Origin of the sequence: Aurantimonas sp. 22II-16-19i, from assembly GCF_002088275.1 — a bacterium.
GTDB lineage: Bacteria > Pseudomonadota > Alphaproteobacteria > Rhizobiales > Rhizobiaceae > Jiella.
On record NZ_AQQS01000017.1, the window covers coordinates 14,766 to 39,093 of the forward strand.

Here is a 24,328-nt window from a genome sequence, read left to right on the forward strand (position 1 = left end):
ACCGCGCCTCGCTGGCCGCCTCGAAGGAGATCGGGTCGCCTTGCGCGCCGACGCCGGGACGGCGATGTCCACCGCGCCTATGGCGCACAGGCTGGCAACGCTAAAGTGGCACGGAAGCTGTCGAGTCCACCGAAAGGCTGCATCATGCCAGGGCTACCGCTTCGCGGATGCCGACTGCAGGGAGCGCCTCATCCTGACGCCCTTCAGCTGCGCTTGTCCTTGTCCTTCAGCATCGACCAGGTGTTCTGCTGGGCCAGCATCTGCTGCAGATAGGCGACGTTGGCCTTGGCCTGGTCCGGCGCCAGTTCGGCGCTGGCGATCTGCTTGGCTTCGTCGAAGCGTCCCTGGAGGCCGACGACGAGGGCGAGGTTCTGCTTGACCCGGCTGTCGACGCCGGGCTGTTTCGCCGCTTCCCGCAGATACTGTTCCGCCGAGGCGAGATCGTTGGTCAGGACGTAGGACATGCCGAGATTCGACAGGACCGTCGGCTCGTTCGGCTGGATGTCGAGAGCCTTGCGGTAGAGCGCGCGGGCCTGGGTGGAATCACCCATCTGGTCGAGGATCGCCGCCTCCGCCGAGAACAGCCGCCAGTCCGGCTGGTCCGGCGTCTGGGCCCGGCGCACCGTCTCCAGCGCCTTCGGCAGGTTGCCCGCGGCGGCCAGCGCCTTGCCATAGGCCGACAGGACGTCGCGGTCCCTCGGATGGGCGATCGCCACCTGCTGCATCACCGCCAGCGACTGGTCGTTGCGGCCGGCCATCTGGAGCACCGCCGCGTAGGAGAGGCCGGTGCCCTTGTCCTTGGGGTTCTGCTGATAGGCCGAGCCGTAGGATTCCACGGCGCCGTGCAGCTGGGTGTTCGCCATCGCCGCGACGGTGCCGCCCGTGCGATCGGCGCGGCTGATCGAGCCCGTCGTCTCGCCGGAGACCGAGGCGCAGCCCTGGATCGCCAGAAGCGCCAGCGCTGCGGCGCAGACCGCCCCACGCTTGAGCGGCAGCGTCGCGGGAAGGCTACGAAGTGACATCGGACGGTCTCCATCGGGCAGAGAAAGAAGGGGGGCGGACGCTCGCAGAGCCGAGGGCCGTTCTCGTCCATGACAGTATTTCGTTAACCCTAACGCTTGGTTAACCGGCGGCCTCTGAGGGCTTGCCCGCGGCCATGGCGGCCGCGGCCCGGCGTTGGCGAGGCGCCGGAATCGGCATCGCAAGCGGCACCGGCCGGGCGGTGCAAGGAGTGGCCATCCGCCTCGCGGAGTATAAAAAGGGGGCAGTGCCCGAAACGGGCGAAGCCACGCGAATCACGGAGTTCCTCATCATGCCGATCCTGCTGTCGTCCCGACGGGCCGCAAACTCGCGCCCGGTTCGCGTCGTCCGTGCCGGGGCGACCGAGGGGCTTCCCGAACCCGTGAAGGCATGGGCCGCGGCCATGCGGTTTTCCGGCGAGGCGGGCCAGGTGCTGGTGGCACCGGGCGAGGGCGGCGCGACTGCGGCGGCGCTGCTCGGCCTCGGCAAGCCGGCAAGGGGCGCCGTGGGCGAGGCGGCCCTGCCGCTGCTGTTCGGGGCGCTCGCCGGCAAGCTGCCCGCCGGCAGCTGGCACATCGAGGCCGGTGAAGCCGGAGAGACCGGCGCGGCCGCCGGCGATCCGACGCTGCGGGCGCTGGCCATGCGTCTCGGCGGCTACCGCTTCTCGCGCTACAAGGCGGGCGCCGGCGGCAAGGAGGACGAGCCGGCCGAGGTCTTCGCCGGCGAGGGCGCCGACATCGCAGAAGCCGACCGCCTCGCCGAGGCGGTCTTCCTGACCCGCGATCTGATCAACACGCCGACCAACGATCTCGGCCCGGCCGAGCTGGAGGCCGCTGCCCGCAAGCTGGCGGCGGAGTTCTCCGCCGAAATCCGCGTGACCACCGGCGACGACCTCCTCGCCGCCAACTTTCCGATGATCCACGCGGTCGGACGGGCGAGCGCCGATGCGCCGCGGCTGATCGACTTTTCCTGGGGGGCCGCCGACGCGCCGAAGGTCACGCTGGTCGGCAAGGGCGTCTGCTTCGACACCGGCGGCCTCGACATCAAGCCGTCCTCCTCGATGCTCCTGATGAAGAAGGACATGGGCGGTGCCGCCAACGTCCTCGGCCTTGCCCGCCTCGTCATGGCGAGCGGCCTTGCCGTCCGGCTGCGGGTGCTGATCCCGGCGGTGGAGAATTCGATCTCGGCATCCGCCTTCCGCCCCGGTGACGTCCTGACGAGCCGCAAGGGCAAGACGGTCGAGATCGGCAATACCGACGCCGAGGGGCGGCTGGTGCTGGCCGACGCCCTGTCGCTCGCCGACGAGGAGGCGCCGGAGATCCTGATCGACATGGCGACGCTGACCGGCGCGGCGCGGGTCGCCCTCGGGCCGGACGTGCCGCCGTTCTACACGGCCGACGCCGGCTTCGCGGCCAGCCTTGCCGAGACGTCGGTCGCGGTGGCAGATCCCGTCTGGCAGCTGCCGCTCTGGCAGCCCTATGCGGAAAACCTCGCCTCGAAGATCGCCGACATCAACAACGTCACCAGCGACGGCTTCGCCGGCTCGATCACCGCGGCACTGTTCCTCGAGGGCTTCGTGGAACGGGCGCGGACATGGGCGCATTTCGACGTCTATGGCTGGCGCCCCAAGGCCTCGCCCATCGGCCCCGTCGGCGGCGAGGCCCAGGCGATCCGGGCACTCTACGCCATTCTGAAGCAGCGTTTCGCAGGCTGACGGCAGCGCCGGAAAGCCTCGCGCCGACTGCTTTGGCGCCGTATCACCGCGCCGACGCCCCCAAACCCGTCAAGCGGCACAACTGGCCGCGAGGCGGGTCGGATCCGACGAAGGAGCCCATACATGTCCGCCGATCTCGATGCCCGACGCAATGCCTTTCGCCCGGATCTCGCCGATATGCGCCTGAAGGGCCGGGTCGAGGCCGAGCGCTTCGTCGAGGGCGAGCCCCGGCGGATCGCCGCGCCGATCGCGCCGCTGCGGCGCCGGCCCGCCGCGGACGCCCCGCTGGAAACCGAGCTCCTGATGGGCGAGCGCGTCCGCGTCTTCGAGGAGACCGGCGACGGCTGGTGCTGGGCGCAGGCCGAGGCGGACGGTTATGTCGGCTATCTGCCGGCCGCGTGTCTCGGCCCGGACGACGCCCCGCCGCCGACGGCCCGGGTCGCGGTGCCGCGCACGCTGGTCTTTCCCGGTCCCGACATCAAGCGCCCGCCGCTCGGCGCCCTGCCGATGGGGGCGCTCGTGGCGGTGACGGGGACCGCCAGCGACCACAATGCCGATTATGCTGAACTTTCATCGGGCGGCCATGTGGTGCGCCAGCACCTCGCGCCGCTCGATGCGCTTCAGGCCGATTTCGTCGCTGTGGCCGAGCGCTTCGTCGCCGTTCCCTATCTCTGGGGCGGCAAGAGCGCCCTCGGCATCGACTGTTCCGGCCTCGTCCAGCTGGCCCTGCAGATGACCGGCGTCGCCGCGCCGCGCGACACCGACATGCAGGAGCGCGAGCTCGGCACGCGGCTCGCCGGCATCGAAGGCCTGCGGCGGGGGGATCTGGTGTTCTGGAAGGGTCATGTCGGGATCATGCTCGACGGACAGAGGCTGCTGCACGCCAACGCCCATCACATGATGACGGCGATCGAGCCCTTGCAGGCGGCGGTGGACAGGCTCGCCGCGAGAGGCGCGCCCGTCACCAGCATCCGCCGGCTCCGCGCCGTCTGATGAGCCCGGAGACCGCCAAGGGCGACCGCAGCAGGTTGGCCGCGGCAGGTGGCCGCGGCCGCGGCATGTCCGCCGGATCGCCCGGGCGCCGATGCGTTGGCAGGCGAAACGTGATCGTCTAAACCCGGCGGGTGCGGCGCCCCTCGGGAGGCGCGCCGCGGGCATCGGGCGAGCGCCGCGACGAAGCTTCGGCGCGCAAGATGTGCAGGATCAATGAGAGAGCGTCGCCCAGCGTCGCACGAGACGCACGGCGCTCCGAGGGAGGAAAAACGACATGTCGCAGAAGATTGCAGTGGTCACGGGCGGGGGAACCGGGGTCGGCAAGGCCATCACCAAGGCACTCGTCGCGGATGGCTACGAGGTGGTGGTCACCGGGCGCCGCGAGGCGGTGCTTCGCGAGGCGGCAGACGCGATCGATCCGGCCCACGTCCATCCGATCGCCTGCGACGTCGCCGACCGCGCAGCGGTCGCGGCGCTCTTCGCCGCCGTCGAGGACAGGTTCGGCCGTCTCGATCTTCTCGTCAACAATGCCGGCGTCTTCTCGCCTTCGGTGCCGCTCGAGGAGCTGTCCGCCGAGGACTGGAACAACGCCGTTGGCGCCAATCTCTCCGGGTCGTTCTTCTGCCTGCAGGAGGCGTTCCGGATGATGAAGGCGCAGAATCCCCGCGGCGGACGGATCATCAACAACGGCTCGGTGTCGGCCACGACCCCGCGGCCGAACTCGGCGCCCTATACCGCGACGAAGCACGCCATCACCGGCCTCACCAAGGCGGCCTCTCTCGACGGGCGCCGCTTCGACATCGCCGTCGGGCAGATCGACATCGGCAACGCGGCGAGCGACATGACCGCGAAGATGTCCGGCGGCGTGATTCAGGCAGATGGCGAGATGCGGCCGGAACCGACCATCGACGCCGTCCACATCGCCAGGGCGGTCGCCTACATGGCGAGCCTGCCCCTCGACGCCAACGTCCTCACCATGACGGTGATGGCCAATCAGATGCCCTTCGTCGGCCGCGGCTGAGGCCGGCGCGCAGAAGGCTCCGCCCGGAGATGGCTTCCTGGCGGGGCCGACCTGGTACCCGGCGTCCGAAGGCTGGCGGTCAGAAGAACTCCGTCTTGCTGGTCTCCGAGAACATCCGCTCGAGGTTCAGGAAGCAGATCATGTCGCCGTGCTGCGGAATGATTCCCTCGACGAAGCTCCGGTCGAAGCCGGCGCTCATCTCCGGCACCGGCTGGATGATGTCGGGGCTGATGGAGAGAATGTCGGAGACGCGGTCGACCATCAGGCCGAACACCGCGCCGCCGAGTTCGGCGACGACGATGGCGCTGCGCTCGGTCGGCTCGGAGCGGGGGAGGCCGAGCTTGCGGGCGGTGTTGATCACCGGGATCACCGCGCCGCGCAGGTTCATCATGCCCATCACCTCCGGCGGGGCGTGGGGAAGCGGCGTCGACTTCGCCCAGCCCCGAATCTCCCGGATCGAGGTCGTGCGGACGCAGAACTGCTGCTCGCCGAGATAGAAGGCGATGATCTCGATCGGGTCATCCCCCGCGTGGCTCTTCGCAGCGCTACCTTGTGCTGTCGTCATCAGAAATCTTCCCATCGAAATGGTTGCGCCGCCGGCTTGGTACCTGTGGCCCCGAAGGCTTCGGCGACGTCGCGGATCATGGCGCGAGCCGGCGAGACCGTAGCGCGGCTGGCTGTCCCTTGGCTGGAAACCAGTGCGATCCGCGCCTGCCGTGCCTGTGCCTGTGGCCGCGGGCCCACGGCGACCTTGCCGGTGCGGGCGGCTGCACGGCCTTCCGACAGCTGGAAGGCGGCGAGAAGGTCGTTGAGGCGTTGCGTCTCCTGACCGAGATTGTGGCAGGCAGCGGTGGATTCCTCCACCATGGCCGCATTGTGCTGGGTGCTCTTGTCGATCGAGCCGATGGCGTTGCTGATGTCGGCGAGCCCCGCCGCCTGGCTGCGGGCCGCTTCGACAATCGCCTGGACGCGCTGGTCGATCGTCTGGACCTCCGTGACGATCACATCCAGCGCGGTGCCGGTGTCGCCGACGAGAGCGACGCCGTCCGCCACCTGGGCGGAAGAGACGGTGATGAGATCCTTGATCTCGCGTGCCGCGGCGGCCGAGCGCTGCGCCAGCTCCCGCACCTCCTGGGCGACGACGGCGAAGCCCTTGCCGGCTTCGCCCGCACGGGCAGCCTCGACGCCGGCGTTGAGGGCGAGAAGATTGGTCTGGAAGGCGATCTCGTCGATGACGCCGATGATCGACGTGATCTTGTGGGACGACTGCTCGATCTCGCCCATCGATGCGACCGCCTTTCGGACGACCTCGCCGGACTTCTCGGCCCCGGCCTTGGCCCTCTCGACGAGCTTGCCGGCTTCCTCGGCATTCAGGGCCGAGCTGCGCACGGTGCCGTTCAACTCGCCGAGCGCCGCTGCGGTCTCCTCGACGGAGGCTGCCTGGTTCTCCGTCCGCTGGGCAAGCTCGTCCGATGCCGTGCGGATCTCGTCGGTGGCGACACCCACCTTCGATGCGGTCTCTCCGACCCGGGCGAGGGCCTCTTCGAGGGTATCGAGGGAACGGTTGAAGTCCACGCGGATCGGGTCCAGCTCGGCGTTGAAGCGCGTCTCGATGCGGCGGCTGAGATCGCCCTCGGCGAGCCGTCCGAGGCCCCGTCCGATCTCGGCGACGGCCTCGACCCGCTCGGTGACGTCGGTGGCGAACTTGACGATCTTCAGGACCTTGCCGTCGGCGCCGACCACCGGATTGTAGGAGGCCTGCATGTGGACCAGGCGGCCGCCCTTGGCCAGACGGCGGAACTCGCCGGCGACGAACTCGCCCCGGCCGAGCTTGCGCCAGAAGGCGGCGTATTCGTCGCTGGCGGCAAGGGCGGGCTCGACCAACTCGCGGTGATGCCGGCCGACGACGTCCGAGCGGTCGTAGGCGAGCAGCTTCAGGGCATTGTCGTTGGCATCGAGGATGGTCCCGTCGGCGGAGAACTCCAGGACCGCCTGGAAGCGCGAGATCGCCGCAAGCTTGCCTTCCATCTCGACGAACTCCGTCTTTTCGGCCGTGACATCGTGGCAGAGCTCGGTGATCCGCGAGACCCTTCCCAACCGGTTGCGGACCGGATGGCCGCAGACCAGCAGCCAGACATCGTCGCCGGCCGCCCGCCGTCGCTTCAGCTCGGCACGCCGGGGCTCGCCCGCAACGAGGCCCTGCCAGTAGTCTCGATACGCCGCGCTCGCAGAGTGGTCTGCGTGGTGAAAGGCAGCGTGGGTCAGCGCCCGGATCTCCGCCGGTGCGACGCCCAGGCGGTCGAAGAACACGTCGTTGGCGCGGATGGCTCGGCCCTGGAGGTCGTATTCGACGACGATCAGCGTCCTTCCTGCCGGCTCCGTCCTGTCGGTCGCGTTCCGGCCAAAATTCTGGCGGGGGAAATCCATGGTTCTTCCTAAGCAATCATCCTGCGCCGGCCGTCGGGACCTCGCCGATTATTGCCGATGTCGATGATGAAGGGATGGTCGGATTTGCCTAGAAGTTGTCGTCGGCTGCAGTTCAATCTGCATATCGCCTGTTAAGAATCCGTTGATCCCGAATGGCTGTTCAGGCGACCAGTCTGCCCGTTCTGGCAGGCGACGTCCGGCAGGCGGTGCTATCCTTGGCGCAAATCATGCGGGCACCCATGCGGGTGCGGCCCGCGAGCAGCGGCGGCGAGCGAGTTGCCCATCGCTTTTGCCCGGCGGTCGGTGCATAAGGGCGCTGTCGATACTTCCGTCGCATCATGCGGACATACGCAGTCATGCGCTCATCCAGCGCTCCCATTCGCGATCCCCAGTACTCTCTCGAGACGGCCGGGGCTCCCTCGAGAACCCCGATCGTCCTGCGCCCGGCGTCGATCGAGGATGTCGATGCGCTGGTGGCGCTCGAGGATGCGTCCTTCGTCGCGGACCGCATCACCCGGCGCTCGTTCCGCAATCTCATCGGCTCGGCCAGTGCCCTGATTCTGGTGGCGGAGACCGGCGGGCGTCCCGAGATCCTCGGCTATGCGGCGCTCTTGTTCCGGCGCGGGACGGCGCTGGCCCGGCTCTATTCGATCGCCGTGGCCGCCGATGCGGCGGGCCGGGGGATCGGCCGGTCGCTCCTGAAGGCGGCGGAGGCGGCGGCCTTCGACCGCGACCGCATCCTCTTGCGCCTCGAGGTGCGCGAGGACAACGAACGCGCCATCCGCCTCTACCGCTCGGAGGGCTACCGGCCGATCGGCCGCTATCTCGACTACTATGCCGACCACATGCCGGCGCTGCGCTTCGAGAAGATCCTGCGCGGCGAGAAGCTGTTCGACAGCGGCGTGCCCTATTACGAGCAGACCACCGACTTCACCTGCGGCTCCTGCTGCCTGATGATGGCTCTGGCGAGGGACGTTTCCGGTTTCGAGCTCGATCCGGTCATGGAGATCCGGCTCTGGCGCGAGGCGACGACGATCTTCATGATGTCTGGCCCCGGTGGCTGCGATCCCTACGGCCTCGCGGTGACCGCCCATGAATTCGGGCTCGATGCCGAAATCCACGTCTCCCAGGCCGGCGATCTGTTTCTCGAAGGCGTCAGGAGCCTCGAAAAGCAGAAGGTGATGGCGCTCGCCCAGGAAGATTTCCGCCGCCGGGCGATCACCTATGCGATCCCCACTGTGGTCGAGCCGTTCACCCTCGATCTTCTGCGTGCACATCTGGGCAAGGGCGGAACGGCGATCGTTCTCGTCTCGGGCTACCACATGTTCGCCAAGAAGGTGCCGCACTGGGTCCTCGCCCATGGCGACGACGGGCGCCACATCATCGTCCACGACCCCTGGGTCGCCGACGAGCGCGGCGAATCCATCGCCGACGCGGCGCATTTGCCGCTGCCTTATACGACCTTCGACAAGATGGCGCGCTTTGGGAGGGCTGCCCTTCGGGCTGCCGTCTTCCTCTCACCCCGACGGAGCTGACTTTTCTCCATGTCCCAATGGGTCGTCCTCGCGGGCCGGCTGTCCGACCTCGACAACAGCGCCACGCCGCACAAGGTGATGACCAGCCGGGATTATCTCACCCGTCCGGGCCTGTTTCGCGGCCAGCGCCCGAAGATCATCAACCTGTCGCGCACCTACGCGTATCAGACCCGGGGCTACTATGCCTCGCTGCTGGCGGAGGCGCGCGGGCACCGGATCATTCCCTCGGTCGAGACGATGATCGACCTGTCGGAAAAGAAGCTCTACGAAAACGCGCTGCCGGAACTCGACGCAGCGCTTCGCAAAGCCTGCGACAAGGGTGAGGCGGTCGTCTCGCCGGTCCGGATCTACTTCGGCTTCGCCCAGGAGCACCGGCTCGAACGGTTCGGCAAGCTGGTCTTCGACTGGTTCCGGGCACCCGCCCTCGACATTCATCTCGAGCCGAACGCGGCGGTGCCGACGATCCGGCGGATCGGCTTCTCGCCCCTCGGCAAGCTCGACGCCGTCGAGATGACCCGGCTCTACGCCGCGATGGAGCGCTATACGGGGCGCGAATGGCGGGCGGCCAAGACCAAGACGCCGGCAAAATACTCCTTCGCCACCCTCTACGACCCGCGCGAGGACCTGCCGCCGTCTTCCGTGGATACGCTGAAGCACTGGGCCCGCGTCGCCGCGCGGCTCGGCGTCGACGTCGAGCCGATCACCCGCAAGGATCTGCCGCGGCTGGCCAATTTCGACGCGCTGTTCATCCGCGAGACGACGTCGATTTCCAATCACACCTACCGGTTCGCCCGTCGCGCGATGCAGGAGGGCATGCCCGTCATCGACGATCCGATCTCGATGATCCGCTGCACCAACAAGGTCTATCTGAACGAATTGATGGCGGCGAACGGCGTCGCCTGCCCGAAGGGCCTGATGATCGCCGGGCGCGAGGATCTGAAGCGCGCCGCCGACGAACTCGGCTTCCCGATGGTTCTGAAGATCCCCGACGGCTCGTTCTCGCGCGGCGTCAAAAAGGTCGAGGACTTCGCCGGGCTGGAGCGGCTGGCGACCGCCTGGCTCGAAGACAGCGACCTCCTGATCGCCCAGAAGTTCATGCCGACCAATTTCGACTGGCGCATCGGCGTCCTCGGCGGCGAGGCGCTGTTCGCCGTCCAGTATCTGATGGCCAAGAGCCACTGGCAGATCATCAACCACGAGACCGGCGGGCGGCCGATGGAAGGCGGCTTTCGCGCCTTCTCCCTCGGCGAGGCCCCGCCGCACGTCCTCGATGCCGGCCTCAGGGCCGCCCGCTGCATCGGCGACGGGCTCTACGGCGTCGACCTGAAGGAGACCGACGACGGCGTCTTCGTCATCGAGGTCAACGACAATCCCAATCTCGAACATGGGGTCGAGGATTCCATCGAGAAGGACGAAGTGTGGACGCGGCTGACGCGCTGGTTCATCGACCGCATCGAGCGATAGTGGCGGCGGCGCTCGCTTCCAGCCGGGCTCGCCGCGCCAGCATTGCCGTCGCGGCTCAACCCATGCGCTGCCGGCGGAGATAAGCCAGTTCGAGAACGAGGCACTGGTCGTAGCGAAGCCCGAAGCGCGTCTTCCCGGTCTTCACCTCCTCATGGACGATGTCGGTGAGGTCGACCGTCTCCATCTCCGGCACGGGATGGGTAAGCGGCAGGCCGGCATCGTCGAGGACAAGCTCGCCGGTTTCGTCGCGGACCACGGCCTGGCGCATCACCGGCTCGTCCACCGTCTCCTCGACGACGATCAGGACGGGCTCGTCGTCGCGGACCGCGATGTCCTGTCGTCGCCGCACGACCTGGCGGGTGAGCGGCCGGGTGACGCGGCGGCTCTTCTCGACGGCGCGAACTTCAGTGACCTCGTCGACGCAGAAGAGGCCGTAGCGCGCCGGGTCGAGGCCCTCGGCGGCGAAGGCCTCGGCGACCTCCTGGGCGACGTAGCCGGCGTGGAGCCGCGCGCCGTCCTCGCCTTTCGCGGCGATCGCGTCGTTCCACTGGAAGATCTTCGGCCTGACCCGCGACCATGCCCGCATTTCGGCGTCGTCGGGCTCGCCGCGAAGACGCTTCTGTGTGGCGTCGGAGGTGTTGATCGTGCCGGTCGCGGCGTAGACCGCCGCGGCCCGGAGCGAGGCCGAGCCGAAGGCGTGGAGATTGTCGGCGGCGTGGACGATCGCGCCATTCGCCCGGATCGCCTCGCCGGCGGGAGCGGTTCCGATGCCCAGCTTGCCGGCGAAATAGGCCGAGCCGTCTCCCATGACGTAGAAGGTCTCGGCGTCGTTGCCGCGGCCGGAGAACATGCGCTGGCCCGTCGTCGCCGAGACGCTGGAGAGGAAGGTGGCGTAGCTGCCCGGCGACAGGGCCGTGTTGACGCTCTTGATGCCGTTGGCTGCGGCCGCGTTCAGATTGTTGGTGACGGCAGCCAGTGCCCCGTCGTCGGCCAGGCCGCAGAAGCCGATGCGCGGCGCTCCGGCGGAGGTCTTGCGGAATTCGGCGATGGTGCCGCCGGTGCCGAACCCTGCGCCGGCATTGACGAGGCGCAGGTTGTTGGCGCCGGAGACGCCATCGAAGAAGGAGGTGGCGTTCCAGCGGCCGCTCGCCGAGGCGGCGGCCGTGTCTTCGATCGACACGCCGTTGGCACCGCCGGTTCCCGCGATCGACAGGGACGTCATGGGGCTGCCCGTGCCGATGCCGATCCGGCCCGTATCCCCGTCGACGACCAGGGCGTCGTTGAAGGTGCCGCCATCGGGAGAGACCTTGATGCGGAAATCCTCGCTGCCGAAGAGACCGAGAAGCGCCCGCGTGCTCCAGTCGACCTCGAAGCTCAAGCCGGCGTCCGCCTCGCCGGACGCCTTGTTGAATATGCCGAGCACGCTGCCATTGCCGCTGCCCGAGAGGTCGTCGTGGCTGATGAGAACGGCGGAGGTTTTGACTGCCAGGCGGTTGACCTCGTCGGCCGGCGTGTTGATGCCGAGGCGCGCGAGCGAGCCGTCGGCGAGGTCTGCGGCGCTGAGGCCGGCGGGAGTCCAGCCGGTTCCATCGTGAACCAGAAGGACGGCCTCCGCGGCGCACCAGGCGCGCCAGCCGGCCTGCGGCTCCAGAAACATCCAGGCGCCATCCTGCCAGACCGCCACGGAGCCGGCACGCCCGGCCCATGCGCCGGACGCCCCAGCTGCAACGAGGTGCCTGTCGCCGCCCCCGGACTCGGCGGGCGGTTCGCTGCGGTCGCGGTCGGCGACGGCGAGATGGACGAGAGCGTCCAGCCGGACCAGCGCCTCGTTGTGGCTGACGTGCTTCTGCGCCTGCTCGGCGAGGATGTAGGGCAAAGCGAGGCGGTCGGTCGTATCTGGCATGGTGTCGGCTCCTCATCGCGGTTGCGGCGAGGATCGCCGATCGCCGGCTCCCGGGGATATCTTTGCCGCCGATCCGTCTTCGTCCGAGGGCCGACGGCCGGATCCGGGCCGGGTGCGACTGTCCCGGAGATCACGGCAGGGGAGGGGATATCTCCGTGCCGGCTGATGCCGGGGCGCCGGCATCGGCGCTCGACCGGCCCAGGACGACGAGGCCGCGGCCGGATCGCGCCAAGCTTCGCAGTCGCGCATTCCCTTGAGCATTGCTTATCTTGGGATGCCAGGGTAAATTTTTCGTGTTTATTCTGGCGGTGTCCGTTTTTCGAAATGATTTCAACCAATACAGAAGAACAGATGATGGAAAGCCCGATTGACGCTTATGCTGACTTTGCGTAATTGAGGGCCGGGGCTAAGTGGTAACCGGCGCAGCGGTGCGCGGGCAGCGCTGTACTCAGGAATTCGCCAGACATCGTAGCATTCTTCGAAGGTATCCCGACGCATTTGCGCGGGGTGCCATCGCGGCTATGTCCGCAACTCCGGATTGCATGTTCCAGCGACGCCGGCTGCCCCGTCCAGGGTCGGCAGGGGACGTCAATGAGGCATTCGCGGCTTCGAAGTCAGCCCCCGATCGTCCGGCGCCTGATCCAGCCATCGAAAGGCTAGAAAAATGGCAGACGTCCTCATTTCCACCGACTCGTCGACCGCACAGACCCTCGCTGCGGGCGACGACCTCCTCGTAACCCAGGATTCCACCCTCACGACCTTCGCCGCCTCCGCGCCGATCACGACGACGGGCGGCTCCAACCAGATCGCCATTCTCGGCGGTCTCGTCGGCCTCGGCGGCCAGGACGCGCTTTCGGCGCTCGACAATTCGTTCCTGCAGTTCACCATCGGCAGCCTCGGCAATGTGATCAGTACCAACAGCACGGCGCTCGACATCGACGGCCTGACGTCGACCCTCGAGTTCACCAACGCAGGAACGGTCCAAGGCGACGTCGACGGCGTCTCGGTCACCAGTGCCAACGGCAGCGCCGCCTCGACCGAATTCCTCAATACCGGTACGGTCTCGGCCTCGGGTGACGCACTCGACGTCAATTCCGGCGGTTCTGTCTATGCATCGAACGGTTACGGCGCCTCGATCGTCAGTCTGCTGGAGTCGGCCTTCGAGATCTCGGCGACGCAGTTCGAGCTGACCAATTCAGGGTCGATCCAGGCGCGTTCGACCGCGATCTCGCTCACCCCGAACACGAATGTAAGCTCTTCCATTCCCGCCTACATCTTCAACGACGGCTCGATCCAATCGTCGAACTCCAATGCCGTCTTCATCTCGACCGGCAACGGCACGTCGATCGAGAACAACGGGCTGATCTCCGCCTACGCTACCGCCATCCAACTCTCGGACGGCGTCGGCACCTCGAACATCGTGAACACCGGCACGCTTTCCGCAACCGAGGGATACGGCATTTACGCCAGTGGCGTCGCCGTCGACATCAACAATACCGGAACGATCGCCTCGAGCGGCGCCGGCGGCATCTATGTCGTAGAAAACGTCGTGGGTTCGCTGAATACGACCTACATCACCAACTCCGGTACGATCTCGTCACTGAACGATAACCTGTCCATCCAGATACTCGGCGACACCATGGCCGAGATCTCCAATTTCGGCCTCATCACCAATAGCGTCCAGATGTCCGATGCCTTCGACATCGTCGAGAACGGCGGAACCATCGGCGGCGACGTCAATCTGGGCCTCGGTGAAGACCTCTATGACGGCTCCGGCGACAGCCAGGTCGACGGCGCCGTCTATGGTGACGCGGGCAACGACGACCTCTTCGGCGGCGACAATTCCGACACGCTCTATGGCGGCACCGAGAACGACGATCTCGCCGGCGGCCTCGGCAACGACTTCCTCTATGGCGACGAAGGGAACGACCGGATCATCGCTGACAGTGACTCCGCCAACGATTTCTATAGTGGCGGTGCCGGCGTTGATACGGCGACGTATGTCAGTGCGGCTCTGGGTATCCAGGCCAATCTCGGCTACGAATTCGCCTACAGCGCGGAGATCGGTGCCGATCGGCTCGTTGGATTCGAGGTCTTCGTCGGTGGCGCTGGCAATGATTCCATCACGGGAGCCGTCAACACCACCGTCATCGACGGCAGAGGCGGCAATGACACGATCAACGGCGGTACCGGCAACAACACTCTCTCCGGCGACTCCGGCGATGACACGATCCGTGGATTTGCCGGCTTCGACACGATCAACGGCGGTTCGGGCAACGACACCCTGACCGGCGACTTCAACGCCGACACCTTCGTCTTCGTCGACGGTTTCGGCAACGACACGATCACCGACTTCGACGAGTTCAACAATTCCGAGCGGATCAACCTCGCCGGCGTCACCGCCATCGTCAACTTCACCGATCTGCAGCTCAACCACCTGACCCAGGTGGGTGCCAATGCGGTGATCACCGACGGGACCGACACCATCACGCTCCTCAACGTCAACCTCGCCGATCTCGACGTCAACGACTTCATCTTCTGACGAACGGCGCACTGCGCGGAACCAGAGACGAAGCGGATCTGCCGGTGGCAGGTCCGCTTCGCCGTGTCGGGCGCCTGGATGTGGACCTCATACGACGTCCAGTGAGCCACCTTTGGATTTCGAACTTCCAGTCGGCTCGCCTCGGGGGCGCCGCAGATTGTCCGGTCCGGTCGAACGGAGAGTGTCTCAGGAGAGCAGCGACCAGATCAGCGGCAAGAGGATCGCCGTCGCCAGCGCGTTCAGCCCCATGGCGAGGCCGGAAAAGGCCCCGGCGACCTCGCTTTCCTGGAGCGCCCGCGCCGTGCCGATGCCGTGGGATGCGGTGCCGAGGGCAAAGCCGCGGGCTGCCGGATCACCGATCTTCAGCCTGTCGAGCAGCAACGGGCCGAGCGCGCCGCCGAGGATCCCCGTCACGATGACGAAGACCGCCGTCAGCGACGGCAGGCCGCCGAGCTTGTCGGCAATGCCCATGGCGACGGGCGCCGTCACCGATTTCGGGGCCAGCGAAACCAGGCTGACGTGATCGAGCCCCATGACGTAGCCGATCGCCAGCGCCGTCCCCATGGCCGCCAGCGATCCGAGGAGGAGGCTGACGATGAGGGCGAGGGCGCTCCGCCTGACCTTGTCGAACTGCCGGTAGAGCGGGATCGCCAGGGCGACCGTGGCCGGCCCGAGCAGGAAATGGATGAACTGCGCGCCCTCGAAATAAGTCTGGTAGCTGGTGCCCGTCGCCACGAGGATGGCAACGAGGCAGATGACGGCGACGAGCACCGGGTTGAGCAACGCCGGTCGTCCGGCCCGCTGGTAGAGCCATTGTGCGCCCTGATAGACGACGAGGGTCATCGTCAGCGCCAGCAGCGGGCTCGCCGAGAGATAGACCCAGATGTCGGAGATCGTTGCCGGCAGCATGTCGCTCACCCTTCCGCGCCGGAGTTGCCGCGGCGCGCGGGGCCCATCCGATGCATGACGAAAGCCGTCACCGCGATCGTCACGAGGGTCGAGACGACGAGGGCGGCAATGACCGGTAGAGCCTCGTCCTCCAGCCTTGCCGCATGCTGCATGATGCCGACGCCGGCCGGCACGAAGAGCAGCGAGAGATTGGACAGCAGCGTGTCCGCCACCGTGCCGACGTCCTTCGGGACGCCTTTGCGCGCCGCGAGGACGGCGAACAAGATCACCATGCCGATGACCGGGCCGGGCAGCGGCAACCCGCTCGCGGCGGAAATCGCCTCGCCGGCGAGCTGGCAGAGGAGGATGGCGGTGAGGGCTTGAAGCATCGGGATCTCTCGTCAGGGCCGGCATTGTCGGCCGCCGGAAGCACCCAGCGGCCATCGGCGGTTCCTCCACCGCGGCAGGATCGATGCCGCCGACTCCCCGCATGTGGCAAGTCGCGGGATCATAGCTGGCGAAGAGGATTGTGCCCGCCCGCTTATTGCCGCCGCGCCGCGTGCGTCAACATTGTCCCGGGCATGGACAGCCGAGGTTCCTCCGTGATGGCGAGATGACGCCTGCCCTGACGATCATGGTCGGCGGTGTTCTGGTGATTCTGGCGGTCTGGCTCCCGCTGTTTCTTCGCGGCGTGCCGCTCTCTCTGCCGATGATCGCCGTCGGTGCCGGTGTGGCGCTTCCCTCCGTGGGGGGCGACCAGCCGTTGATGCGCTACAGCGACGCGGTGGAGACCATCACCCAGTTCGCCCTGATCGTCGCCGTGATCGGGGCGGGCCTCAAGATCGACCGCCGATTCTCGTTTCGCGGCTGGACGAGCACCTGGCGGCTGCTTCTTCTGGTCATGCCGCTTTCGATCGCGGCCATCGCGTTCTCGGCGATGTGGCTGCTCGGCCTGTCGGCGGGGCTCGCCATATTCCTTGCCAGCGCTCTCGCGCCCACCGATCCGGTCCTCGCGGCAAGCGTCCAGACCGACGAGCCCGGAACGGGAGACGACGACGAGAGCCGGTTCGCATTGACCTCCGAGGCGGGGCTGAACGACGGGCTCGCCTATCCCTTCGTGATCCTCGGCCTCGGTCTTGCCGCGGGGAGCTTCGATGCCGGCGAGTGGACGCGCTGGGCACTGGTCAGCCTCATCTGGAACGTCGCTGGCGGCGCCTTGACGGGGGCCGTCCTCGCTGGCGCGCTGGTGCTGCTCAACGACCAGTTCCCCGAACCGCTCAAGCTGCGCAGCTCGAACAGCGGCATCGCCGCCGTCGGCCTCGGCCTGCTCGCCTACGGCATCGCCGAGCTCGTTTGCGCCAACGGCTTCGTCGCGGTGTTCGCGCTGGCCGTCGCCATTCGCAACCTCGTCCCGAGCTACGCCTACAGCCGGCGCCTGAACCACGCCTCCGAGGAACTCGAGAAGGTGCTGATGGTCATGATCCTCGCCGTGCTCGGTGCGGCGGTCTGGCAGGGTCTCCTGTCCGGCATCGGCTGGCGGGAGTGCGTCTTCGCCGCGATCGCACTCATCGTCGCCCGGCCGCTCGCCACGCTTCTGGGCTTCCTTGGTTCGCGTCATACACTTGCGACGCGCAAGACCGTCGGCTTCTTCGGCATCCGCGGGATCGCTTCGCTCTATTACGCCAGCCTCGCGGTTCCGCTTCTTTCGCCGCAGGAGGCCTCCTACCTCATCAGCGTGATCGGTCTGACCATCCTCTCCTCGGTCTTCTTCTTCGGAATGACCGCGGACATCGCCGTGAAGTACTGCGTCGGGGAACGCCGGGATTCGGCCTGAGCGGCGATCCGTGCAGGGGGGCGGCACCTATAGGATGCGGAGCGCTTTCGGGCTAAGAGGGCGGCATGCGCTTTCCACCTTCCTTCCTCGACGAGATCAGAGACCGCGTGCCGATATCCGAGGTGATCGGCCGCCGGGTGACCTGGGACCGCCGCAAGTCGCAGCCCGGCCGCGGCGACTACTGGGCCTGCTGTCCGTTCCACGGCGAGAAGACGCCGTCCTTCCACTGCGAGGATGCCAAGGGCCGCTATCACTGCTTCGGCTGCGGCGTGTCCGGCGACCACTTCCGCTTCCTGACCGAGCTCGAGGGCCTGTCGTTTCCCGAAGCCGTCGAACGGCTCGCCGGCGAGGCGGGCGTCGCCATGCCGGAGCGCGATCCGGCCGCCGAGGCGCGCGAGGCCAAGCGGGGCACCATCCTCGATGCCCTGGCCGAGGCGGCGGCTTTCTTTCGCCAGCAGTTGCACGAGAGCGACGGGGCGAAGGCGCGGGCCTATCTTCGAGACCGGGGGATGGATCCGCGGACGCAAGCCGCCTTCGGCCTCGGCTATGCGCCGAACTCGCGCAACCGCCTGAAGGAGCATCTCGCCGGCAAGGGGCTCGGCCGGGACGAGATCGAGGGCGCCGGCCTCGTCGTCCATGGCGAGGGGATCGCCGTCTCCTACGACCGGTTTCGCGACCGGATCATGTTTCCGATCCACGATGCCGGCGAGAAGACCGTCGCCTTCGGCGGGCGGGCGATGGCGGCGGACGCCCAGGCGAAGTACCTCAACTCGCCGGAGACCGAGGTCTTCCACAAGGGCGAGATGCTGTTCAACCTCGCCAAGGCGCGGCGGGCGGCGCGCGAGGCGGGGACGCTGATCCTCGTCGAAGGCTACATGGACGTCATCATGCTGGCGCAGGCGGGCTTCGCCCATGCCGTGGCGCCGCTCGGGACGGCGATGACCGAGCGCCAGCTGGAACTCCTCTGGCGCACCGCGGGCGAGCCGCTCCTCTGCTTCGACGGCGACGCGGCGGGGCTGAAGGCGGCGAACCGCGCCGCCGAACTCGCCTTGCCGCTCCTGAAGCCCGGACGTTCGCTGCGGTTCGCCCTCCTGCCGGAGGGCAAGGATCCGGACGATCTCGTCCGCGAGGGTGGTCCGGAGGCGTTCTCGCAGGTCCTGTCCGGCGCCCGGCCGCTCGCCGACCTCGTCTGGATGCGCGAGACCCAGGGCGGCAGTTTCGACACGCCCGAGCGCCGCGCCGAACTCGAGCACCGGCTGAAGGGCCTGTTCCGCACGATCGGCGACGAAGCGGTGCGCCGGCACTATCTCGACGACGCCAAGGCGAGGCTGTCGGCCTTCTTCGGATCCGGCGTCTCGGGCGGCCGCGGCCAGCGCGAGGGATGGCAGGGCAAGCCGGGTGGCTACCGTCAGGGACAGGGACAGGGACAGGGACAGGGCGCGGGCTACGGCAGGCGCGACGGCGGCAAGGGCAGGGGGCAGCCCGGCCGGGCGGCGATCTCCGATCGTCTGGCGCGATCCCGGCTGGCCTCCTCCGCGAACCTGCCGGCGGCATCCCTGCGCGAGATCGCCATCGTCGTCGGCTTCGTCAACCATCCGCTGCTGATGGAGGAGGAGTTCGAGGTCTTCGCCTCGCTCGACCTGCCGAATGGCGATCTCGCCCGGCTGCGCTCCTCCGTCCTCGACGTCCATGCGGCGAATTCCCCCAGGGACCGCGACGCGCTCCTTCTGGAACTCGGCCGGCACGGCACGGCCGATCTGTTCGAGAGCTTCGAAGCAAAGCTGAAGGCCATCCGGCTCTGGCCAGTGCTCGCGGAGGCCGCCTTCGAGGATGCGCGCGAGGCGCTCCGGCAGATGCTGCACCTGCAGCACCGGTTCCTGGCGCTCAGGCGAGAGCTGAAGCTCGCCGAGGAGGCCCTGGGACGGGAACCCACCGAGGCGAGCTATGCCCATGTGATGGAGATCAAGAGCGAAATCGAACGGGTGGACGGGACCGAAGCGCTGATCGAGGGGTTCGGCCTCTTGTCAGGACGCCCCATGAAGGCCATTTGAGGGCCTCATCTGGAACTTTCTCGGATCTTGGAAACCGGCCGTACCCTCGCGCACTGCCGTCAGCCATTGCGCCGGGGAGCTTGACAGAACATATGGGTTCGGTCGAGAGGGCGAACCATCCTGATCCGAAGCTTGAAAGATTTCGCATCTGCGCCTTCTTTAATGCGCCTTCCGGCAATGCCGACGAGGTACGGTGCCGGACGCGGTCGAGTTATGGTTAAGCCGTCTTTAACGGCAGATGCTGCATATGGTGGCCTTGCGGGTCGCAGCGTGGCGCCCGCCCTTGATTTGCAAGGGCCCGCCCGACGGGCATGCGAACTGGAGAATGAAACGTATGGCGACAAAGGCCAAGGAAAGCGAAGCAGCCGTCGAGGAGCGTAACGACAATACGCCGGATGGACCGCTGCTCGACCTTTCGGACGACGCCGTCAAGAAAATGATCAAGGCCGCCAAGAAGCGCGGCTTCGTGACCATGGACAAGCTCAACTCGATGCTCTCCGACGACGTGACGTCGGAGCAGATCGAGGACATGATGGCCATGCTCAACGACATGGGCATCAACGTCGTCGAGGACGACGAAGAGGGCGGCGAGGAAGAGACCGAAGAAAAGGAGCCGACCGAGGTCGCCGAAACCGGCTCGACCCAGGTCGCGACGGCGCCGAAGCGCGAGGCGGGTGACCGCACCGACGATCCGGTGCGCATGTATCTGCGCGAGATGGGATCGGTCGAGCTTCTGTCGCGCGAGGGCGAGATCGCCATCGCCAAGCGCATCGAGGCCGGGCGCGAGACGATGATCGCCGGGCTCTGCGAGAGCCCGCTGACCTTCCAGGCGATCATCATCTGGCGCGACGAGCTGAACGAAGGCAACATCATGTTGCGCGAGATCGTCGATCTCGAGGCGACCTATGCCGGACCGGAGGCGAAGGCCCCGGCCGCTCCCCCCGTCGAGGGCGCCGCCCCCGTGGCCGAGGCGGGCGCCGGTCTCAACGGCGAGGCCCAGCCCGGTGACGACGAAGACGACGAGGACGATCTCGAGAACAGCCTGTCGCTTGCCGCGATGGAAGCCGAGATCAAGCCCCAGGTCATGGAGATGTTCGACCAGATCGCCGAGGGCTACCGGCGGCTGCGCAAGCTGCAGGACCAGCAGGTCGAGAACCGTCTCGCCGCGCAAGGGACGCTGTCGCCGAGCCAGGAGCGATCCTACAAGAAGCTGAAGGAAGACCTCGTCGGCGCGGTGAAGAGCCTGTCGCTCAACCAGAACCGCATCGACGCCCTGGTCGCCCAGCTCTACGACATCAACAAGCGGCTCGTCGGCAACGAGGGCCGGCTGCTGCGCCTCGCCGAATCCCACGGCGTCAAGCGCGAGGAGTTCCTGCGCGAGTATCAGGGCTCGGAGCTCGATCCGAACTGGACCCGCCACGTCGCCAATCTGTCCGGCAAGGGCTGGCTGAAATTCGTCCAGAACGAGAAGGACGGGATCAAGAATCTTCGCCAGGAGATCCAGAATCTGGCCACCGAAACCGGCCTCGAGATCATCGAGTTCCGCCGTATCGTCCAGATGGTCAAGAAGGGCGAGGCCGAGGCGCGCCAGGCCAAGAAGGAGATGGTCGAGGCGAACCTGAGGCTCGTCATCTCGATCGCCAAGAAATACACCAATCGTGGCCTGCAGTTCCTGGATCTCATCCAGGAGGGCAACATCGGCCTGATGAAGGCGGTCGACAAGTTCGAGTATCGCCGCGGCTACAAGTTCTCGACCTATGCGACCTGGTGGATCCGCCAGGCGATCACCCGTTCGATAGCCGATCAGGCCCGCACCATCCGCATCCCGGTGCACATGATCGAGACGATCAACAAGATCGTCCGCACCTCGCGCCAGATGCTCCACGAGATCGGCCGCGAGCCGACGCCGGAGGAGCTGGCCGAGAAGCTGGCGATGCCGCTGGAGAAGGTCCGCAAGGTCCTGAAGATCGCCAAGGAGCCGATCTCCCTCGAAACGCCGGTCGGCGACGAGGAGGATTCCCACCTCGGCGACTTCATCGAGGACAAGAACGCCATCCTGCCGATCGACGCGGCCATCCAGGGCAATCTGCGCGAGACGACGACCCGCGTCCTCGCCTCGCTCACGCCCCGCGAGGAGCGCGTCCTGCGCATGCGCTTCGGCATCGGCATGAACACCGACCACACCCTCGAGGAGGTCGGCCAGCAGTTCTCGGTGACGCGCGAGCGGATCCGCCAGATCGAGGCGAAGGCGCTCCGCAAGCTGAAGCACCCGTCACGCTCGCGCAAGCTGCGCAGCTTCCTCGACAGCTGACCTTCTGGCGCGCTCGTGCTATCTTGATGGCATGAGCGCGCTGAAGGACCATCACCAACACCAAGACCACCACGATCTGCTGGCGCAGACGTTCGACGGCCCCGTCCCCCTGACCACCCAGGCGGCGGAAGGACTGCGCCGCCGGCGGTTCACCGTCGCCGAAATCGAGGCGATGGTCGTTGCCGGGATCATGGAAGAGGACGAGCGCGTCGAACTCATCGGCGGGGAGCTTGTTCCGATGTCGGCCAAGGGGATCCGTCACGAGCGGCTCAAGACGTTTCTCATGATGGAACTGGCGCGCAAGCTGCCGGATCATCTCGCCTTTACCCCCGAGACGACCTTCCGGCTCTCCGAGGACACGTTTCTGGAGCCGGACTTCGCCCTCTACGACAAGGCCGACGGCCTCGAAGGGCTGAACGGCGCGACCTGCCTTCTCGCCATCGAGGTCGGCGATTCCAGCCTCGCCTACGACCGCGGCCGCAAGGCTGCGATCTATGCGGCCTTCGGTCTCCGCGAACTCTGGGTCGTCGACGCCGTCAGGCTGCAGACGCGGGTCTTCCGCGAACCGACGCCGACGGGATACCGCCGCGTGATCGACCAGGACACCGACGCGGCCCTGTCGCCGGACGCCGTCCGCAGCCTCGTTATCCGTCTCGCCGACTTCGCCTGATCGTTTCGCGGGCGACAGCTTCGGCCCGATGAGCGCGGTCGGTCTGCGCCAAGCTCGCTGCGGAGTCCGGGTGCTTCGGACCATCCTGCGCGGGTCCGGTCTGTGAGACGGCGCGCCGCTGCTTGCGAGCGCTATCCGGCCGGGCGCACCGGCCTTCCGCCACGTGCCGGCAGCCCGATCTGCGCCGGGCGCATTGCCGCGAGGGCGGCGCCCATGGCAGGAGATCGTCCAAAGCGGGGCGCCTGCCTGCCGGCGGACCCGTCGCAGGCCGTTGTAGCCTCTGATGCGAGGCCGAGACGAGGAGATCGAATGTCGTTTCTGAAGAAGCTCTTTGGCGGATCGAAGGGCGCTCCCGCCGCCGCCGGCCCGCAGGTCACGGAAACCCTCGACCATGCCGGGTTCACCATCAAGGCGACCCCGATGCAGGAAGGCGGCCAGTTCCGCCTTGCAGCGCTGATCGAGAAGGAGGTCGGCGGCACGGTGAGGACCCACCGGATGATCCGCGCCGACATGTTCTCATCCAGGGAGGAGGCGACGCAGTTCGCGCTCCGCAAGGCCCGCCAGGTCATCGACGAGCAGGGCGAGGCGCTCTTCACCGATTGAGCCCCGGCGGGGTGCGTCCCCCCTGGCTGCATCCGGCAGGGCAGGTCTCATCGACCTCCGACGGACAACCGGGAGATGTCTGACCCGCAAGCCGCATCACGCGAGGCGCAGGCTCGCTGAACGATCCGGGCTCGTTGACGGGGCATTGTCGCAGCCATGGCTGCGTCAAACGTCTGGCCCGTGTCTCCGCGCCGGACAGGGACGAAATGGTGGATCAAGCAGGATACGTCAGCGAACCCTGGAACTCATTGGAAAATCGATATAAACTCAGACGACTATCGGCCTGTCAGCCGACAAGCGGCGGCTGTAGAGGAGGTTTCCCGGCTTAAAGATGCCGGACCGACGCAATCCCAGATCTCGAAGCGCATGGGAATGGGCAAAGCTTCCGTCGACAGAATACGATAAAGGCTTGTACGGCCGCCCGGAGAACATCGAGCCCTCCACCGTCAGAGATGAAGGGACGTGTTGACAAGGCGAATTATAGGGACCTGGCTGGAGGAACCGTCTGGCAGGTCGCGGAGGCGGTGGCCGGCCGAGCGGCAGGCAGGCCTTGCGCCTCCTGCCGCGAGAGCAGGGCCCACCACGCCCAGGCTCACGACTCCCAGGGCCAGGACGCCCAGGGCCACGATGCCAGAGGGTCGGGCGGACCCTTCCACACGATCGAACCAACACACCATCGGGCCATGCAAGCGCCCCGGGAGATCACCATGACAAGAAGCGAACTCGGCACCAAGCGCGTCGACCCGGAGAGCGGACGCAAGTTCTACGACCTCGGAAAGGATCCGATCGTGTCCCCCTATTCGGGCATCTCCTATCCCCTGTCGTATTTCGAACCGCCGGCGAGCGAATCGTCCCGGCGGGCGGCTCCGCGACGCCCGGTGCATCGCGAGGAAGCCGTCGGCGCCGAGGCGCGCGACGACGAGACGGTCTCGCTGGCCGAAGTCGAGGACGATGAGGACGGCAAGTCCGAGCTCTTGGCGACCGACATCGACGGCGACGAGGACGACGAGAGCGAGAACGACGAGAGCGAGAACGACGACCGGATCCTGGCGCCCGACGACGAGGACGGCGATGATCTCAGCGACATCGTCGATCCGCGATCGGACAACGACTGACGCTCTTCGTCGGCGAACGGCAAGGGACGAGACGGGGCGGTGCGGACCGGCAGGTCGCCGCCTCCGTCGGCGGGCTCGCCTGCTGCGCGCGGCTCGAGCCCTGCCGGTCGCCGCGCAGGCTTCAGCCGCAGTCCGGGGCGGGCCCGCGCGCCGCACCTGCCGGGCTTCATCGTCCTCCCGTCAATCGTCAGCGCACACTGACCCCGCCAGCCATAAAGCGGTCAACGACTTATCGCG

Annotated in this window: 18 protein-coding genes; 12 read left to right on the top strand and 6 right to left on the bottom strand. The window is 67.2% G+C overall.

Annotated features, from left to right (window positions below):
• Positions 1 to 203: 203 nt before the first annotated feature.
• Positions 204 to 1,022 (bottom strand): tetratricopeptide repeat protein, encoded by an 819-nt coding sequence (locus tag ATO4_RS14445; protein WP_083592240.1) that lies wholly within the window; start codon positions 1,020 to 1,022, stop codon positions 204 to 206.
• A gap of 290 nt (positions 1,023 to 1,312) precedes the next feature.
• Here ATO4_RS14445 and ATO4_RS14450 point away from each other — a divergent pair, with 290 nt between their 5' ends.
• The 3 genes from ATO4_RS14450 (at position 1,313) to ATO4_RS14460 (ending at position 4,748) form a co-directional block, all read left to right on the top strand.
• On the top strand, positions 1,313 to 2,734 hold the full coding sequence (locus tag ATO4_RS14450) for a leucyl aminopeptidase family protein (protein ID WP_083592314.1): 1,422 nt from the start codon (positions 1,313 to 1,315) through the stop codon (positions 2,732 to 2,734).
• Between the two features lie 123 nt (positions 2,735 to 2,857).
• On the top strand, positions 2,858 to 3,727 hold the full coding sequence (locus ATO4_RS14455) for an NlpC/P60 family protein (RefSeq protein WP_083592241.1): 870 nt from the start codon (positions 2,858 to 2,860) through the stop codon (positions 3,725 to 3,727).
• 274 nt (positions 3,728 to 4,001) lie between these two features.
• Positions 4,002 to 4,748 carry an SDR family oxidoreductase gene (locus ATO4_RS14460; protein ID WP_083592242.1) on the top strand — a complete coding sequence of 249 codons (747 nt, stop codon included), beginning with the start codon at positions 4,002 to 4,004 and terminating at the stop codon, positions 4,746 to 4,748.
• Positions 4,749 to 4,827: 79 nt separating this feature from the next.
• Here the strand turns inward: ATO4_RS14460 and ATO4_RS14465 are convergent, their stop codons facing one another.
• Complete coding sequence (locus ATO4_RS14465; RefSeq protein WP_083592243.1) at positions 4,828 to 5,313, bottom strand: chemotaxis protein CheW; 486 nt, start codon at positions 5,311 to 5,313, stop codon at positions 4,828 to 4,830.
• Positions 5,313 to 7,175: a PAS domain-containing methyl-accepting chemotaxis protein gene (locus tag ATO4_RS28710; RefSeq protein ID WP_083592244.1), complete on the bottom strand. Its 1,863-nt coding sequence runs from the start codon at positions 7,173 to 7,175 to the stop codon at positions 5,313 to 5,315. Before ATO4_RS28710 ends, ATO4_RS14465 begins: the two co-directional genes overlap by 1 nt.
• Before the next feature lie 356 nt (positions 7,176 to 7,531).
• Between ATO4_RS28710 and ATO4_RS14475 the strand changes: the two genes are divergently transcribed.
• Both ATO4_RS14475 and ATO4_RS14480 read left to right on the top strand, forming a co-directional pair.
• Positions 7,532 to 8,710, top strand: a complete 1,179-nt coding sequence (locus ATO4_RS14475; protein ID WP_083592245.1) for a GNAT family N-acetyltransferase/peptidase C39 family protein — start codon at positions 7,532 to 7,534, stop codon at positions 8,708 to 8,710.
• Between the two features lie 9 nt (positions 8,711 to 8,719).
• Positions 8,720 to 10,174 (top strand): RimK family protein, encoded by a 1,455-nt coding sequence (locus tag ATO4_RS14480; protein ID WP_083592246.1) that lies wholly within the window; start codon positions 8,720 to 8,722, stop codon positions 10,172 to 10,174.
• A 55-nt stretch (positions 10,175 to 10,229) separates the two neighbouring features.
• Here ATO4_RS14480 and ATO4_RS14485 read toward each other — a convergent pair whose 3' ends face one another.
• Positions 10,230 to 12,077: a DUF2793 domain-containing protein gene (locus ATO4_RS14485; protein ID WP_083592247.1), complete on the bottom strand. Its 1,848-nt coding sequence runs from the start codon at positions 12,075 to 12,077 to the stop codon at positions 10,230 to 10,232.
• A 664-nt stretch (positions 12,078 to 12,741) separates the two neighbouring features.
• Between ATO4_RS14485 and ATO4_RS14490 the strand changes: the two genes are divergently transcribed.
• A complete protein-coding gene (locus ATO4_RS14490) occupies positions 12,742 to 14,619 on the top strand; it encodes a calcium-binding protein (protein ID WP_083592248.1) in 1,878 nt (625 codons plus the stop codon).
• A 186-nt stretch (positions 14,620 to 14,805) separates the two neighbouring features.
• Here ATO4_RS14490 and ATO4_RS14495 read toward each other — a convergent pair whose 3' ends face one another.
• On the bottom strand, positions 14,806 to 15,528 hold the full coding sequence (locus ATO4_RS14495) for an LrgB family protein (RefSeq protein WP_083592249.1): 723 nt from the start codon (positions 15,526 to 15,528) through the stop codon (positions 14,806 to 14,808).
• A gap of 5 nt (positions 15,529 to 15,533) precedes the next feature.
• The gene (locus tag ATO4_RS14500; RefSeq protein WP_083592250.1) at positions 15,534 to 15,896 is read right to left on the bottom strand and encodes a CidA/LrgA family protein; all 363 of its coding nucleotides are present in this window, start codon (positions 15,894 to 15,896) and stop codon (positions 15,534 to 15,536) included.
• 224 nt (positions 15,897 to 16,120) lie between these two features.
• On the opposite strand from ATO4_RS14500, the gene ATO4_RS14505 reads away from it, so the two are divergent.
• From ATO4_RS14505 to ATO4_RS14530, 6 genes are all read left to right on the top strand, one after another.
• Complete coding sequence (locus ATO4_RS14505; RefSeq protein ID WP_083592251.1) at positions 16,121 to 17,341, top strand: cation:proton antiporter; 1,221 nt, start codon at positions 16,121 to 16,123, stop codon at positions 17,339 to 17,341.
• Between the two features lie 65 nt (positions 17,342 to 17,406).
• On the top strand, positions 17,407 to 19,392 hold the full coding sequence (gene dnaG / locus ATO4_RS14510) for a DNA primase (protein ID WP_083592252.1): 1,986 nt from the start codon (positions 17,407 to 17,409) through the stop codon (positions 19,390 to 19,392).
• A 334-nt stretch (positions 19,393 to 19,726) separates the two neighbouring features.
• Positions 19,727 to 21,703, top strand: a complete 1,977-nt coding sequence (gene rpoD, locus ATO4_RS14515) for an RNA polymerase sigma factor RpoD (protein ID WP_083592253.1) — start codon at positions 19,727 to 19,729, stop codon at positions 21,701 to 21,703.
• A gap of 31 nt (positions 21,704 to 21,734) precedes the next feature.
• Positions 21,735 to 22,373: a Uma2 family endonuclease gene (locus ATO4_RS14520; protein WP_083592254.1), complete on the top strand. Its 639-nt coding sequence runs from the start codon at positions 21,735 to 21,737 to the stop codon at positions 22,371 to 22,373.
• A 309-nt stretch (positions 22,374 to 22,682) separates the two neighbouring features.
• On the top strand, positions 22,683 to 22,976 hold the full coding sequence (locus ATO4_RS14525) for an HlyU family transcriptional regulator (protein ID WP_083592255.1): 294 nt from the start codon (positions 22,683 to 22,685) through the stop codon (positions 22,974 to 22,976).
• A gap of 707 nt (positions 22,977 to 23,683) precedes the next feature.
• On the top strand, positions 23,684 to 24,091 hold the full coding sequence (locus ATO4_RS14530; protein ID WP_083592315.1) for a TIGR02300 family protein: 408 nt from the start codon (positions 23,684 to 23,686) through the stop codon (positions 24,089 to 24,091).
• The last annotated feature ends 237 nt before the right edge of the window (positions 24,092 to 24,328 follow it).

Coding starts and splice junctions, on each gene's coding strand:
- ATO4_RS14460 (WP_083592242.1), top strand. CDS start 4,002: ATGTCGCAGAAGATTGCAGTGGTCACGGGCGGGGGAACCGGGGTCGGC.
- ATO4_RS14500 (WP_083592250.1), bottom strand. CDS start 15,896: ATGCTTCAAGCCCTCACCGCCATCCTCCTCTGCCAGCTCGCCGGCGAG.
- ATO4_RS14480 (WP_083592246.1), top strand. CDS start 8,720: ATGTCCCAATGGGTCGTCCTCGCGGGCCGGCTGTCCGACCTCGACAAC.
- ATO4_RS14450 (WP_083592314.1), top strand. CDS start 1,313: ATGCCGATCCTGCTGTCGTCCCGACGGGCCGCAAACTCGCGCCCGGTT.
- ATO4_RS14505 (WP_083592251.1), top strand. CDS start 16,121: ATGACGCCTGCCCTGACGATCATGGTCGGCGGTGTTCTGGTGATTCTG.
- ATO4_RS14485 (WP_083592247.1), bottom strand. CDS start 12,077: ATGCCAGATACGACCGACCGCCTCGCTTTGCCCTACATCCTCGCCGAG.
- ATO4_RS14525 (WP_083592255.1), top strand. CDS start 22,683: ATGTCGTTTCTGAAGAAGCTCTTTGGCGGATCGAAGGGCGCTCCCGCC.
- ATO4_RS14495 (WP_083592249.1), bottom strand. CDS start 15,528: ATGCTGCCGGCAACGATCTCCGACATCTGGGTCTATCTCTCGGCGAGC.
- ATO4_RS14530 (WP_083592315.1), top strand. CDS start 23,684: ATGACAAGAAGCGAACTCGGCACCAAGCGCGTCGACCCGGAGAGCGGA.
- ATO4_RS14445 (WP_083592240.1), bottom strand. CDS start 1,022: ATGTCACTTCGTAGCCTTCCCGCGACGCTGCCGCTCAAGCGTGGGGCG.
- ATO4_RS14520 (WP_083592254.1), top strand. CDS start 21,735: ATGAGCGCGCTGAAGGACCATCACCAACACCAAGACCACCACGATCTG.
- ATO4_RS14475 (WP_083592245.1), top strand. CDS start 7,532: ATGCGCTCATCCAGCGCTCCCATTCGCGATCCCCAGTACTCTCTCGAG.
- ATO4_RS14490 (WP_083592248.1), top strand. CDS start 12,742: ATGGCAGACGTCCTCATTTCCACCGACTCGTCGACCGCACAGACCCTC.
- dnaG (WP_083592252.1), top strand. CDS start 17,407: ATGCGCTTTCCACCTTCCTTCCTCGACGAGATCAGAGACCGCGTGCCG.
- rpoD (WP_083592253.1), top strand. CDS start 19,727: ATGGCGACAAAGGCCAAGGAAAGCGAAGCAGCCGTCGAGGAGCGTAAC.
- ATO4_RS28710 (WP_083592244.1), bottom strand. CDS start 7,175: ATGGATTTCCCCCGCCAGAATTTTGGCCGGAACGCGACCGACAGGACG.
- ATO4_RS14455 (WP_083592241.1), top strand. CDS start 2,858: ATGTCCGCCGATCTCGATGCCCGACGCAATGCCTTTCGCCCGGATCTC.
- ATO4_RS14465 (WP_083592243.1), bottom strand. CDS start 5,313: ATGACGACAGCACAAGGTAGCGCTGCGAAGAGCCACGCGGGGGATGAC.